This window comes from Brevundimonas sp., assembly GCF_041648055.1.
GTDB lineage: Bacteria > Pseudomonadota > Alphaproteobacteria > Caulobacterales > Caulobacteraceae > Brevundimonas.
The window spans coordinates 1,033,794-1,047,960 of the sequence record NZ_JBAZPS010000001.1; the positions used below are offsets into that span (position 1 = coordinate 1,033,794).

The following is a 14,167-nucleotide window of genomic DNA, read 5'->3' on the forward strand; positions in this document are numbered from 1 at the left end:
CGCCACCTCCCCACGCGTGGGGAGGTGAAAGAGGCTCGCGCTCTCGACCTTCCGCCGCTAAACACCCACCCCATGAAACTCTTTCTCGACACAGCCGACGTCGCCGTCATCAAGGACATGGTCCCCACCGGCATGGTGGACGGCGTCACCACCAATCCTTCGCTGATCGCCAAATCCGGTCGCAACATCGCAGAGGTCATCGCCGAAATCTGCGGCCTGGTCGAGGGGCCGATTTCCGCAGAGGCGGTGGCGACCGACTATGAGACCATGGTCAAGGAAGGCGACAAGCTGGCCGCCATCGCGCCCAATGTCGTGGTCAAACTGCCCCTGACGTGGGACGGGCTGCGCGCGGCGCGGACCTTTTCCGACAAGGGCATCAAGACCAACGTCACACTGTGCTTCTCCGCCGCCCAGGCCATGCTGGCCGCCAAGGCCGGGGCCACCTTCGTCTCGCCCTTCGTCGGGCGGCTGGAAGATCACGGGGCCGACGGCATCAGTCTGCTGGAAGAAATCCGCGTGCTGTACGACACCCATGGCTTCGAGACGGAAATCCTCGCCGCTTCCCTGCGCAATCCTGGCCATGTCTCGGCCGCCGCCATCGCCGGAGCGGACGCCGCGACCCTGCCGGCCGACACTTTCAAGGCCCTGGTCAAGCACCCGTTAACCGACAAGGGGCTTGATGCCTTCCTGGCGGACTGGGGCAAGACCGGTCAGTCGATCCTGTAGCCTGCCTCCGAGGAGAGGTCTGTGAGCGTATTGCCTGACCTCTCTGCCGACGACACGGGTCCGCACTGGCCGGAAATCCGTGCCTGGCTGCAGGCGCATCCTCAGATCCTGCTGGACGATCGGTCCCTGCTGGAAGAGGTCGGGCTCAAGCCTCACGGCCGCAATGTCGTGGAGTTCGGCCGCGCCGCCCTGACCCGGCTGGAAGAGGTGGCCGAACGCGAGGCGGATGCGAGGAAACGCATCGAGAGCATCGCCCGCGCCAATTTCGCCGCCCAGACCCAGACCCATGTTGCGGCCCTCGATCTGCTGGAAGCCCGCAACCTGTCCGACCTCTCCCGTCGTCTCGATGCAGTGGCGCAGGGGAGGTTCGGTCTGAGCGGTGCCGCCGTGGCACTCGAAAAGCCCGGTCCCGTGCCTTTCGGCTGGCGCGCGCTGGATGAAGGTCGGGTCGATGCCCTGCTGGGCGATCACGGCCTGACCTGGCTGGGGCCCAACTTCGAGGGGTTGAACCTGTTTGGCGCGGCCGAGGATCAGGTCCACTCCGTGGCCCTGATCCGCATGGCCCCGCAGTTTCCGGGTGCCGAGACGGTCGCCCGTCCCGCCCTGTGCGCCTTCGGCTCGCCCGAGGAAGACGGCTTTACCGCCACCATGGGCTGCGAGCTGGTGGCCTTCATCGCCCGCGTGGTCGAACGCACCGCCGAGCGCTGGCCCCTGCTGGGATGACAGCCGCCGACGCTCTGTCAGCCTGGCTGGAGCATCTGGCGCACGAGCGTCGCCTGTCGCCTCGCACGCTGGAGGCCTATGGCCACATCGGGCGGCTGTACGTCGCCTTTCTGGAGCGGCATCGCGGCGAGATCCTGTCGCTGCCCGATCTCGGCACCGTCAGCGCTGCCGAGGTCCGCGCCCATCTGGCCGAGCGCCGCGCCGGTGACGGGTCCGATCGCTCCGGCCTCGCCGCCCGCTCCATCAGCCAGACCCTGTCGGCCATCCGCGCCTTCCACGCCTTTCTGGACCGCCGCTGCGCCACACCCGCCCCGCAACTGGCGCTGGTTCGCGGCCCTCGCATCAAGCCGTCCCTGCCGCGGCCGGTCAGCGAGGATCAGGCGCGCGGTCTGCTGGAAGAATCGCAGGCCGATACAGATGCCGCGCCCTGGGAGGCGGCCCGCGACCGCGCGGTCCTGACCCTGCTCTACGGCTGCGGACTGCGGATTTCCGAGGGCCTGTCGCTGATCCGCGCCGATGCCCCGCTGGGCGAGACCCTGCGCATCGCTGGCAAGGGCGGCAAGACCCGGATCGCCCCGGTCCTGCCCGCTGTCCGCGCAGCCGTAGACGATTATCTGGCGCTGCTGCCGTTTCCCCTGTCGCCGGACGAACCCCTGTTCCGAGCCCGACGCGGTGGTCCCCTGAGCCCCCGCCATGTCCAGGCCACCGTCCAGCACCTTCGCGGCCGCCTCGGCCTGCCCGCCAGCGCCACGCCCCACGCCCTGCGCCACAGTTTCGCGACCCATCTGCTCGGGGCCGGGGCCGACCTGCGTTCCATCCAGGAACTGTTGGGCCACGCCAGCCTGTCCACGACCCAGAAATACACCGCCGTCGATGCCGCGCACCTGCTGGCCGCCTATGCGGATGCGCATCCCCGCGCCTAACCCAGGCGTCAGATGGCCCGGACCGCCCCGCCGTCCAGCCGGATCAGCGAACCGGTGACGTAGGCCGCCTGCGGACTGGCCAGGAAGGCGGCGACGGCACCGAACTCCTCCGGCATGCCCAGGCGACCGACGGGAATGCCGGCCGTGGCCTCGGCCCGGGCCTGCTCGGGCGTTATGCCGTGGGCGGCCGCGCGAGCCGCGTCCAGCCGCTCGATGCGCGGCGTATCGATGCGGCCGGGCAGCAGGGTGTTGACGGTGATGCCGTGCGGCGCGACCTCACCCGCCAGCGTCTTGGCCCAGGCTGTGACCGAGGCCCGCAGGGTGTTGGACACGCCCAGCGACGCCACCGGCTCGACCACGGTGATCGACGCCACGTTCAGGATGCGGCCCCAGCCCATGGCCTTCATCCCCGGCAGGACGCGGTCGGTCAGGCGGAAGATCGACAGCACCATCGCCTCGAACTGCGCGCGCCACAGGTCGGGCTCCAGCCCTGACACCCCCGACGGGGGCGGCCCGCCGGTGTTGTTCAGCAGGATCTCGATCGGCCCACCCAGCGCTGCCTCGGCCACATCGACCGCTGTCAGCAGGGACGCATGATCCGCCATGTCGGCCGGCGCGATGACGGCGCGGCCTGGGCCCATCGCGTTCAAATCGTCAGCGACGGTCTGCAGCTTTCCGGCATCGCGCGACAGCAGGGCCACATGCGCCCCCTCGGCGACCAGCGCCGTCGCCACGGCCCGCCCCAGTCCGCTGGAGCCGCCGCAGATCAGGGCGCGTTTGCCGCTCAGCCCCAGATCCATCGATCAGGCCTGCATGGTCCAGCCTTCCACACCCATGGCCGCCTGTTTGACGGCTTCGGAGCGGGTCGGATGGGCATGACAGATGCGGGCGACGTCCTCGGACGCACCGCCGAAGGCCATGGCGACGCAGGCCTCATGGATCATCTCGCCCGCCTGCGGACCCATGATGTGGACGCCCAGAATCCGGTCCGTCGTCGCATCGGCCAGGACCTTGGCATAGCCGTCGGTCTCATGATTGATCTTGGCGCGGCTGTTGGCGGTGAAGGGGAATTTGCCGACCTTGTAGGCGATGCCGTCGGCCTTCAGCTGGTCCTCGGTCTTGCCGACCCAGGCGACCTCGGGGAAGGTGTAGACCACGCTGGGGACCATGTCGTAGTCGACGTGACCGGCCTTGCCCGCGATCAGCTCGATCACCGCGACGGCGTCTTCCTCGGCCTTGTGGGCCAGCATGGGGCCGCTGGTGACGTCGCCAATGACCCAGACGCCCTTGGCTCCGGTCTTCAGATGATCCTGGGTGACGAAGCCGCGCTTGTCCGGCTCGATCCCGACGGTCTCCAGCCCCAGGCCCTGCGTATAGGGACGGCGGCCTATGGCCACCAGGACGACATCGGCCTTCAGCGTCTCGGCCTCGCCACCCGCCGCCGGTTCGACCGTCAGCTCAACGCCGTCCTTGACCGACTTCGCGGCCGTGACCTTGGAGCCCAGCTTGAAGGTCATGCCCTGTTTGGTCAGCACGCGCTGGAAGGCGGTGGCGACGTCCGAGTCCATGCCCGGCGTGATGCGCGGCAGATATTCGACCACCGTCACCTGTGCGCCCAGACGGCGCCACACCGAACCGAGCTCCAGCCCGATGATGCCGGCGCCGACCACGATCATGGTCCTGGGCACGGCGGGCAGGGCCAGGGCCCCGGTGGAATCGACCACCTTGCCCTCGATGAATTCCACGCCCGGCAGGGGTGTCGGCTCCGATCCCGTGGCGATGACGATGTCCTTGGCGGTCAGGGTCGTCTTCGACCCGTCGGCCGCCTCGACCTCGACCTGGCCCGGTCCGGTGATGCGACCGCGACCCTTGATCCAGTCCGCCTTGTTCTTCTTGAACAGGAATTCGATGCCCTTGGTCAGGGCCGTGACGCTCTCCTGCTTCTGCTTCTGCAGCTGATCGACGTTGATCTTCGGCGTACCGATCTCGATGCCGAGTGTCGGAAACTCCTTGGTCGCCGCCTCGAACAGCTCCGAGGCATGCAGCATGGCCTTGGAGGGCATGCAGCCGACGTTCAGGCAGGTGCCGCCCAGGGTCTCGCGCATCTCCACACAGGCGACGCTGAGGCCCAGCTGGCCCGCCCGGATCGCGGCATTGTAGCCGCCCGGTCCGCCGCCGATGATCACGACGTCATAAGATTTCGCGGCGGCGGGGCTGGGGGAGGCGGCTTCGGCCATGGGCTTGCTCTGGTCCTGTTCGGGCGCGGATGGGGGCGCGGGCGTGTCCGGGGTGTCCGGCGTCTGGAAATGGCCCGCCGGGTCTGGGCTGAGGGTGATCGGCTCGGGTGCGGTCTCGGAGACAGCCTTGGTGGGCTTGCCGCCCAGCATCGACCGCAGGCCGCCCAGAAGTCCGCCGGATGTGTCTGTCTTGCGGGCCATGATCGGGGGTGTCCGGACGCGAGAAGGTTCGCGCCTGCATATAGGGGACCCGCCCCGCCTGCGGCAACGCCGGAAGGGCGCGATACGCAAAAGGGCCGGACGTTTCCGCCCGGCCCTTCGTCGATTGCTGTCGCGCAGGATCAGAAGTTCAGCTTGATGCCGAACTTGCCGGTCCAGGAATATTCTTCGTACTGGAGCAGACGATCACGACCCGGGCCGCGCTGGAAGGCGGTGTAGGTCGCGTCATTGGCGTTCACTAGTTCGGCAAACAGCTGGACGTTTTCGGTCACTCGATATTTGCCGCTCAGATCGATCTGGAAATGGTCATCGACATAGCGGTCGCTTTCGGCATCGCCGCCAAGTTCATCCAGATAGCCCGAGCGATAGGCTCCGGCGACGCGCAGGCTCAGCGGGCCCTTCTCATAGCCCAGAACAGCGTTGAAGGTATGTTCGGGAGATGTGGGCAGAGGCACGGTGCGCCCCAGAACCTCACCCTCGGCATCGGTGTACGTATAGTTCAGATTGACCAGCAGGCCATCGAACGGCGCGGGCAGGAACGACAGGGCCTGACCGTAGCTCAGTTCCGCGCCGAACACCGTGGCCTCGTCGCCGTTGATCGGGATGACGGCTTCGTCGTAATCGATGCCCGCGAACGTGCCGTCCTCGAACTCGGCATCGATGATGAAGTCCTCGATCGACTTGTAGAAGATGCCGCCTTGGATCACGGCCTCAGGGGCGAAATAGTACTCAAGCGTCGCGTCGAAGTTCCACGCCTTGTAAGGGTCCAGGTCCGGATTGCCGAACTCGCCCGACCGCTCGTTTTCGTCATTTTCCTCAATCAGGAAGCGCGGTGCCTGACGACCGAAGCTGGGCCGCACGACAGAGCGGAAGGCTCCAAAGCGGGCGATCAGGTTTTCTGCCGCTTCGTAGCGGACATTCACGCTGGGCAACCAGTCGGTATGACTGCGGTCGAACTGCACCGGCGTGATGAACAGGGTGTCTTCGTCCAGCTCGACGCCATCGATGATTGCGCCTTCCTCGACCAGGTCAATCCGCTGTCCGTTCAGCTGGACTTCGGTCTGCTCGACCCGAACCCCGCCGACGACGCGCCAGGCATCCCTCTCAAGCTTGGCCTGGGCATAGCCGGCATAGATGTCTTCGTCCGCCGAATAGCTTTCCGCGTTGGACGCGAAGGTGCTGTCCAGATCGTTGCGCTCGAAATCGCCGAAGCCACCGCTCAGGAAATCGCGCGTTTCCGACAGGCCCGGAACGGGGTCGATGGTGGCCAGGCCATAGCTCTGGCGGCCCACAACGTCCGCTAGGGTGAAGTCGCCGTCGTACCCGTCGTAGATGTCGAAGATATAGTTCAGACGCTTCTCGCGCTGGCGGGCCTTCCCGCCGAACTTGAACTCGATATTGCCGCCGTCGATGGCCATGTCATAGGCCGCGTCGGCCTTGACCGAGAACTCGCGGTCGCGCGCATCTTCACGGGTAGTGCGCTCCAGGGCGTCGAACTCATACTGCGACGGATCCAGGAAGAGGCTCTGGCCGAAGTCGATCTGATACGTCGGGCGGCGCAGGTCGCCGTAGTTGATGGTGACGCCCAGTTCGCCTGCATCCTCGAAGTCGCGACGGAAGACGATCGGGTCAATCGACCCATTTTCCTGCTGATCGGCTTCGGAATAGGCCACGTCATAGTCGAAGCGCCACTGGCCATAGTCGGTCCGGCCACCGGCCGAGATCGTGCGAATGGTCTGCACCTCGCGACGGTCCTTCAGATCGCGCTCGACCCGGATACGCCCGTCGGCTGAATCGAACGAGGCACTGTCCCCGACGATCTCGGTCGGTTCGTCGAAGCCGAAGACCAGGCGGGTGCGCAATTCGGTGTCGTCGAACTTGGAATACAGGCCGCGCAGATACAGGCGTGTCGAATCGTTGAGTTGGTAATCCAGCGTCAGGGTCGCGCCATAACGTTCGCGCATAACGTCATAATCGCGGTATTCCAGATCTTCGGCAAAGATACCGCCGTCGTCCGTCTCGCTCCAGCCGTCCATCTCGATGTTGTCGGTGGCGAATTCACGGTTGTAGTAGCTGGCCCCCCCAGCGATGCCGAGGCGGTCATTGAACTTGTAGACGAAATCGAAGCTGCCCTTGGGCGAGGTCTGTTCGTTCTGATCGTTGTACGAGCCCTCCAGCGACGCCGTGAACAGGTTGCGGCGACGGTCCAGCGAACTGGTCGTTGCGATGTCGATCGAGCCTCCGATGGTGTCGCCGTCCATGTCCGGCGTCAGCGACTTCTTGATCTCGATGGATTCGATCAGTTCTGACGGGATGACGTCCAGCGCCACGGCACGCTCGTCGCCTCCGGTCGCGAGCACACGGTTGCCGTTGATCGACGCCGAGTTCAGATTGGGGTCGAGACCCCGCACGGATACAAACCGGCCCTCGCCCTGGTCGTTCAGAACATTGATGCCGGGCGCGCGGCGCAGGGCCTCCGCCACGTTCTGGTCCGGAAACTGGCCGATGGCGTCGCGGGTCAGAACGGTCTGGACCGTGTCGGCGCTGCGCTGGCGCGAGACGGCGCTGAGGAAGTTGGCGCGCTGGCCGATGACCAGGACATCCTCGATCACCGTACCGTCCGAAGATGCGAGCGGACGTAGTGAGAAGGTGACGGAGGCAGTGCCCGTCGCGGGCACAACCACCTGGCGGGTCTCATCGACGGCACCCGCGAAACCAGCACGCAGCGTATAGGTGCCGGGTGCCACGTCACCAAAGCGGAACGTTCCGTCTGCACCGACCGTCGCCGTCTGGTTCAGTTCGACGATCGTGACCTCGGCCCCCTGTAACGTGCGAGTGCCTGAGGCGTCAGCCACAGTACCCACGACGGGTCCGGCAAAGGCAGGCGTCGCTGCGGCGGCGAAGATCGGAGCCAGGGCGGCACCGAGCAGAAGCGCGAATTTCATTGATGGCATCCCCGAGAGACCGGCAGCCAAAGGGCTCCGGTGTTCGGAAATCGGAGCTAAGCCGTAGCGACGACGCCTCCACGACGATTTGACGAACAAGCGGTGCCGATTTTCAGACGCGCGCGTGACGTTTGCTCTTGAACCGGATCAGTTGTCACATCGATGTTCGAGAACCGTCACAGGGCCTTGCTTGACCCGATGCGCGCGCGCGTGGTCTGCGCGGTCACGCTTGAAAATTTCGTCGTCGAAGAGGCTGACATGTCGATCCGCACCTTGAGCACCTTGGTCGCGTCTGCCGCCCTGCTGGCCGCCTGCGCCACGGCCGAGCCTGAAATTCCGCAAGGTATCCTGGCCACGGGCGATCCGGCCAAGCCCGTCGTCGCGGCGGTCGAGACCGTGGTCACCACCGACCCGACCGTGGATGCCGACGATCCTGCCTTCTGGGCCGATCCGCGCGATCCGTCGCGGGCCGTGATGTTCGGAACCGACAAGTCCGACGGCCTGTACGTCCACAATCTGGACGGTACCGTGCGGCAGTTCTTCCCGGACGGCCCGATGAACAATGTCGATGTCCGGTCCGGCTTCATGGTCGACGGCAAGGCGATGGTCCTGGTCGCCGCGGCCGAGCGCGACCGCTTCGGCATCATGACCTGGCTGATGGACCCGGCGACCCTGGAGGTCCGGCGCTGGGGCTTCATCCCGACCAACATGGGCGAGCCCTACGGCTTCTGCATGGGCCAGCGAGGGGATGCCTATTACCTGGTGCCCAACAACAAGGCTGGCCTGATCCAGCAGATCCGCGTCACCGCGGGACCGAACGGCCCCGTCGGCGTGGTCGAAAAGTCGATGCAACTGGGCAGCCAGACCGAGGGCTGTGTCGTCGATGACGCCGCCGACCTGCTGTACGTCGGCGAAGAGGATGTCGGCATCTGGCGTTTCGACTTCGACCCGGCCGGCTCCAGCGCTCCGACCGAAATCCAGCCCATCGACCGCGTCCGCCTGACCGACGACGTCGAGGGCCTGACGATCATGCGCGATGGCGCGAACAAATACCTGATCGCCTCCAGCCAGGGCGACAGCACCTATCCGGTCTGGCGCGTCACCGGAACGGGAGCCCAGACGGCCTATGCCTACGTCGGACGCTTCACCATCGTCGACGGTGTCGCCACCACCAGCGGCCAGGCTGTCGATGCGGTGACCCACACGGATGGTCTGGACGCCTGGAGCGGGGCCATCGGCACCTGGCCGCAGGGTGCGCTGGCCTTCCACGACGACAGCGACGCCCCCAACCGCGGCCAGCAGAACTACAAGATGGTCGACTGGCGCGAGATCAAGCGCGCGCTGGGCATCAACTAGTCACTGACGCCACAATGATCCTGAAAGGCCGCTCCCTCGCGGGGCGGCCTTTTCGCTTTTCTGAAGGATCACAAACGAAAAAGGCCCGGTCTTGCGACCGGGCCTTTTCTGTCTCGCCTGGAGCGGGCGAAGAGATTCGAACTCTCGACCCCAACCTTGGCAAACTTCGCCGCCCATGAGGCCGAGGTCGCGTAGTATGGGGGCCAGATACGACAAAGGCCCGCCGTCTCCGGCAGGCCTTGTGCGTTTCGACTGGAGCGGGCGAAGAGATTCGAACTCTCGACCCCAACCTTGGCAAGGTTGTGCTCTACCACTGAGCTACGCCCGCAATCAGTCGGAGGCGGGCCTATAGCGGACGGCTCCCAACTCTCGCAAGCCCCAAACGCAAAAATCTGCGCTCAAGTAGCGAGCGACCGCGTCGCGAGCGTTAGCGCCGTTAACGAGGAGCCAGCCGTATGGCCCCGTCCAGCCGGATGCATTCGCCGTTGATGTAGACGTTGCGGGCCAGTTCCAGCACCAGCGATGCATAGTCCGACGGCCTGCCCAGACGGCTGGGGAAGGGAATGGCGGCGGCCAGGCTGTCCTGAACCTTCTGGTCCATCCCGGCCATCATCGGCGTCCACATGATGCCAGGCAGTATGGTGTTCACGCGGATGCCCTCCTGGGCCAGGTCACGGGCCACGGGCAGGGTCATGGCATAGACGCCGCCCTTGGACGCCGAATAGGCCGCCTGGCCGATCTGGCCGTCCTGGGCCGCCACCGAGGCGGTATTGACGATCAGCCCCCGCTCGCCGTCCTCCATGGGATCCAGGGCGACCATGCCCAGCGCCGACTGGCTCAATACGCGGAAGGTGCCGAACAGGTTGATGCGAACGGTGCGCTCGAACGATGCCATGTCATGCGCGCGGGTCTCGCCGGTGTCGCGCTTGCGGCTGACGGTCTTCTGGCCCGTGGCGATGCCGGCGCAGTTGACGGTCAGGCGCTCCTGACCGTGGGCGGCGCGGGCCTTGGCGAAGGCGGCGGCCACTTCCTCGTCGGAGGTGACGTCGACCTGGCAGAAGACGCCGCCGATCTCGGCGGCGATGGCCTCGCCCTTCTCGGCGTTCATGTCGAACAGGGCGACCTTTGCCCCCGTGGCGGCGATGGCGCGTGCGGTGCCTTCACCCAGGCCCGAGGCCCCGCCCGTGACGACCGCTGCGATTGACCCGTCGAGTTTCATGGCCTCTGTTCCTATATGGGATTGAACGAATGACGATTGCGGGGCTTTAGCCGCCATGACCACGAATACCAAGCCGATGACGCCCGACGAGGCCCTGGACCCCAAGCGCGCCCTGGTGCCCTCGGTGCTGGCGACCAATGAGGTCCGGGTTCAGAAGGGCTTCTGGCCCAAGATCCGGCGCACGGCGGCCCGCATCCCCTTCGCAGGACAGGCGCTGAGCGTCTGGTTCGCGGCGCGCGATCCCGAGACGCCGATGGCTGCCAAGGGGTTGATGCTGGGCGGGCTGGCCTATTTCGTCCTGCCGATCGACGCCATTCCCGACATCTTCGCCGGCATCGGCTTCACCGACGACGCCGCCGTCATCGCCGCCCTGATCGCGACGCTTGGGGCCAACATCCGGCCGCGTCACAAGAAGCAGGCCGACGCGGCGCTGGAGCAGTTGAAGGGCGACTAGTTCGATCGCAGCCAGCCGGTGATCGACAGACGATTTGCACCCGCGAAACTGGCGACCTGGGTCACCGCGTGGTCCATCGGCACGGCGAAGATATTCAGGGCGTTGAACCGCGGCACAAAGCCTTCTTCGATCTGGCCGTCGGCACCCGGAAAGATCAGCGCCCCGCCCCAGTCTACGCGCCAGTCGCGGGTCAGGTTCAGCACATAGGCATAGAGCCGGTTCTTGCCCTCGGCGTCGTCGTTGTGACCGGTCAGGACGTGGCCGGGCCGATAGCGTGTGGCCTGGGCATCGGCGAAGTCGATCCGGTCGTCGCCGGTCACGCCGCGCACGAAGGCGATGAAGGTCGGGCTGTTCAGAAAGCCGGGCACGGCCGCCACCGCATCCTGGACATCATCGCCGATGCCCTCGACCGTAATGCGCCGGGTATCGAAGATATACTGCATGCTCTCGTCGGCCCCGTTCAACGCGGCCTGGTCGATCCAGCTCTGCTTGCCCGGCTCGGCGGCGCGACCGCCGCTCAACGGAATCTCGAACCGTTCACCGCCAGCGTGGACGCTGACGCGCCAGCCGTCATAGGCTTCCATGGCCGCCGTTACTGCCTCGGCGCTGTCAGGGCCGAGCACATCGGGAATGTGCAGGCGGCGATGCCCCTTGAAGGCCGCGTTCAGGGCCGCAACGTCCAGCGACGGTGACAGGGCCAGCTTCACCATCAGGCGTCGACCGTCACCACGACCTTGCCCATCACCGAGCGGTCGCCCAAGGCCTGGATGGCTTCATGCGCGCGCTCCAGCGGATAGGTGCGGCTGATGCGCGGCTTGATCTTGCCCTCGCTCCAGAACCCGAACAGGTCGGTCATGTTGGCGGCGTGACCGGCAGGATCGCGGGCCACGGCTGCGCCCCAGAAGACCCCGATCACCGACACCGACTTCAGCAGGGTCAGGTTCAGCGGCAGGGACGGAATGCCCGCCGGGAAGCCGACCACCAGATAGCGCCCGTTCCAGTCCATGGAGCGCAGGGCCGGCTCGCAATAGTCGCCGCCGACACCGTCATAGACCACGTCCGGCCCGTCGCGGCCCGAGGCCAGCTTCAGCTCGCCGGACAGTTCCTTCTGGGCCGCCTTGTCCATCTGGCCCGAGGGATAGATTAGGCCGTTGTCGGCCCCGGCCTCCAGCGCGAACTGCACCTTGTCATTGGTCGAGGCGGCGGCGACCACGCGGGCCCCCATGGCCTTTCCCAGTTCGACGGCGGCGATACCGACCCCGCCTGCGGCCCCCAGCACCAGCAGGCTCTCGCCCGCCTTCAGCTGGGCCCGGTCCTTCAGCGCATAATAGCTGGTGCCATAGGTCATGATCAGGGCCGCGGCCGTGGGGAAGTCCATGCCGTCGGGAATCTTGATGACGCTGGTGGCGGGCACGGCCAGCCGCTCGACCAGACCGCCCCAGCCCGGCACGGCGATAACGCGATCACCCTTGCGGACCGAAGTCACGCCCTCGCCCACAGCCTCGACGACGCCCGCCACCTCGCCACCGGGCGAGAAGGGGCGCTGTGGCTTGAACTGGTACCGGTCCTCGATGATCAGGGTGTCGGGGAAGTTGATGCCCACCGCCTTCACATCGATGACCACCTCGCCCTTCATCGGGCGCGGGTCCATGACCTCTTCGACGACCAGGGTTTCAGGGCCGCCGGGGGCCTTGGACAGGACTGCGCGCATCTTTCTGGTCTCGCTTTGCTCGGCAGCCCTAACGCGCGTTCGCGCTGCTGAGGCCTGCTTGTCAGGATATTTCGACATTGCCACCGTGGCATGCCGCTCCAGTCAAGGCTAATCAGCCGCACGCCCGTTTGAAAGAGGCGATCCGGAGACGACCCATGACGGCCCTCATTCTTCACGGTGGCGCAGGCGCGCGGCGCGAGCGGAACTATGACGCCGAGGTCGTGCATATGCGCCAGGTCGTGGAGGCGATGAAGGCGCGGCTGGAGGCGGGGGCCAGCGCGCTGGACGTGGCGGTCGAGACGGTGGTGATGCTGGAGGATTCCGGCCTCTATGTCGCCGGGCGCGGGGCCTCGTCCAATCTGGCCGGGGCCTATGAGCTGGACGCCAGCCTGATGGACGGCGCGACCCGCAAGGCGGGAGCCGTGGCGGCGCTGCAAGGGTTCCGCAATCCGGTCGTGGCCGCCCGGGCGGTGATGGACCGCACACCGCACATCATGCTGGCGGGCGAAGGTGCGGCCCTGTTTGCGCACGACCAAGGACTGGAGCCCATCGGCGACGAGGCGGCCTGGTTCACACGTGCCGGTCAGGGCGAGGACAATCATCCGCCGGGGACGCTGAGCCATGGCACGGTCGGCTGCTGCGTTCTGGACAATGAGGGACGGCTGGCGGCAGCGACCTCGACGGCAGGCGTGTTCGGCAAGATGCCGGGCCGGGTCGGGGATACCCCCATTCCGGCGGCCGGGACCTGGGCCGACGAGCGGACCGCCACCTCCTGCACCGGACAGGGCGAGTATTTCATCCGCGTCGCCGCCGCCGCCCAGGTCGGCTGGCGCGTCGGGGCCGGACAGCCGCTTGCCGAGGCGACGCAGGGGGTCATCGATCAGATCGGCGGCATGGGCGGCGACGGCGGGCTGATCGCCCTGGACCGCGATGGCAACATCGCCGCGCCGTTCAACAGCCAGGGCATGAAAAGGGCCTGGCTGACGACCGAAGGTCAGATCGGGGTCGAGGTCTTCGGACGCTGATTACGCCGAATTCACTCGTCAATGAACAGGGTTCGACTAAGTCTTCTGCGCGCACAGGAGACCGATATGAAATCCCTCATCACCGCCGTGACCCTTGCGGCGCTTAGCGCCACCGCGGCCTGCGCCCCAGTAATCGAAGGTGGCCCCCCGTTAGCGTTGCCGATCGGGCTTCAGGAGACCGCGCAGATCGGCTCGATAGTTATGTCGTCTGACTGGCTCGACGCTGAGGACGATTTCGCCGACACATTCAATGAAGAAGTGCACGAAGAGCTCCGCCGCTGCATGTGGGGCACGGCACCTGTCGATCTTAGGGTTCACATCAAGGCGCTGGACCGCGCTGGCCGCTTGGAAACCCTGCTGAACGGCGACGGCGAGCATTACCTGGCCGCCACGGTGGAGTTCGTCGATCCGGCTCACAACAATCGGGTTCTGGGCCGTTACCCGATCCGGGTTTCGACCAGCGCTCAGGGCCGCGTCGGCGGCCTGCTCGGTGATCGCCAGATGATGGTCTCGGAAGCTTTCGGTCGCGCCATCTGCGAGGAGGCCTTTGGCCGTAATCCGCGAGATCCCGGCCCGCACAATGCTACCCGGGGCTGAACCGCCCCGAACGTGAAAAGGCCAGCGGAGCC

At 66.3% G+C, this 14,167-nt stretch carries 13 protein-coding genes and 1 tRNA gene; 7 read left to right on the forward strand and 7 right to left on the reverse strand.

Annotated features, from left to right (window positions below):
• The first annotated feature begins 72 nt into the window (after positions 1-72).
• From fsa to WC585_RS05135, 3 genes are read left to right on the forward strand one after another with little or no spacing between them, the layout of a single operon-like run.
• On the forward strand, positions 73-726 hold the full coding sequence (gene fsa / locus WC585_RS05125) for a fructose-6-phosphate aldolase (protein WP_373256484.1): 654 nt from the start codon (positions 73-75) through the stop codon (positions 724-726).
• 21 nt (positions 727-747) lie between these two features.
• Positions 748-1,449, forward strand: a complete 702-nt coding sequence (locus tag WC585_RS05130) for a DUF484 family protein (RefSeq protein WP_373256485.1) — start codon at positions 748-750, stop codon at positions 1,447-1,449.
• Positions 1,446-2,372 (forward strand): tyrosine recombinase XerC, encoded by a 927-nt coding sequence (locus tag WC585_RS05135; RefSeq protein WP_373256486.1) that lies wholly within the window; start codon positions 1,446-1,448, stop codon positions 2,370-2,372. The genes WC585_RS05130 and WC585_RS05135 overlap by 4 nt, the downstream gene beginning before the upstream one ends.
• Before the next feature lie 8 nt (positions 2,373-2,380).
• Here WC585_RS05135 and WC585_RS05140 read toward each other — a convergent pair whose 3' ends face one another.
• From WC585_RS05140 to WC585_RS05150, 3 genes are all read right to left on the reverse strand, one after another.
• Positions 2,381-3,172: an SDR family oxidoreductase gene (locus tag WC585_RS05140; protein ID WP_373256487.1), complete on the reverse strand. Its 792-nt coding sequence runs from the start codon at positions 3,170-3,172 to the stop codon at positions 2,381-2,383.
• A 3-nt stretch (positions 3,173-3,175) separates the two neighbouring features.
• On the reverse strand, positions 3,176-4,609 hold the full coding sequence (lpdA, locus tag WC585_RS05145) for a dihydrolipoyl dehydrogenase (protein WP_373256801.1): 1,434 nt from the start codon (positions 4,607-4,609) through the stop codon (positions 3,176-3,178).
• Positions 4,610-4,950: 341 nt separating this feature from the next.
• The gene (locus WC585_RS05150) at positions 4,951-7,773 is read right to left on the reverse strand and encodes a TonB-dependent receptor (RefSeq protein ID WP_373256488.1); all 2,823 of its coding nucleotides are present in this window, start codon (positions 7,771-7,773) and stop codon (positions 4,951-4,953) included.
• A gap of 258 nt (positions 7,774-8,031) precedes the next feature.
• On the opposite strand from WC585_RS05150, the gene WC585_RS05155 reads away from it, so the two are divergent.
• Entirely contained in the window at positions 8,032-9,129 is a 1,098-nt protein-coding gene (locus tag WC585_RS05155) for a phytase (RefSeq protein WP_373256489.1), read from the forward strand.
• 253 nt (positions 9,130-9,382) lie between these two features.
• On the opposite strand, the gene WC585_RS05160 is transcribed toward WC585_RS05155, so the two are convergent.
• Positions 9,383-9,457 (reverse strand) — tRNA-Gly (locus tag WC585_RS05160).
• Between the two features lie 108 nt (positions 9,458-9,565).
• Positions 9,566-10,348, reverse strand: coding sequence for an SDR family NAD(P)-dependent oxidoreductase (locus WC585_RS05165; protein WP_373256491.1), 783 nt, complete (start codon positions 10,346-10,348; stop codon positions 9,566-9,568).
• Positions 10,349-10,403: 55 nt separating this feature from the next.
• Here WC585_RS05165 and WC585_RS05170 point away from each other — a divergent pair, with 55 nt between their 5' ends.
• Positions 10,404-10,802, forward strand: coding sequence for a YkvA family protein (locus WC585_RS05170; RefSeq protein WP_373256492.1), 399 nt, complete (start codon positions 10,404-10,406; stop codon positions 10,800-10,802).
• Here WC585_RS05170 and WC585_RS05175 read toward each other — a convergent pair.
• Together WC585_RS05175 and WC585_RS05180 are read right to left on the reverse strand one after the other, a co-directional pair.
• Entirely contained in the window at positions 10,799-11,512 is a 714-nt protein-coding gene (locus WC585_RS05175; protein ID WP_373256493.1) for a 2OG-Fe(II) oxygenase family protein, read from the reverse strand. The two genes, WC585_RS05170 and WC585_RS05175, sit on opposite strands and share 4 nt — an antisense overlap.
• On the reverse strand, positions 11,512-12,513 hold the full coding sequence (locus WC585_RS05180) for an NADPH:quinone oxidoreductase family protein (RefSeq protein ID WP_373256494.1): 1,002 nt from the start codon (positions 12,511-12,513) through the stop codon (positions 11,512-11,514). The genes WC585_RS05175 and WC585_RS05180 overlap by 1 nt, the downstream gene beginning before the upstream one ends.
• Before the next feature lie 155 nt (positions 12,514-12,668).
• On the opposite strand from WC585_RS05180, the gene WC585_RS05185 reads away from it, so the two are divergent.
• Complete coding sequence (locus WC585_RS05185; protein WP_373256495.1) at positions 12,669-13,538, forward strand: isoaspartyl peptidase/L-asparaginase family protein; 870 nt, start codon at positions 12,669-12,671, stop codon at positions 13,536-13,538.
• 66 nt (positions 13,539-13,604) lie between these two features.
• Positions 13,605-14,135: a hypothetical protein gene (locus tag WC585_RS05190; RefSeq protein ID WP_373256496.1), complete on the forward strand. Its 531-nt coding sequence runs from the start codon at positions 13,605-13,607 to the stop codon at positions 14,133-14,135.
• The last annotated feature ends 32 nt before the right edge of the window (positions 14,136-14,167 follow it).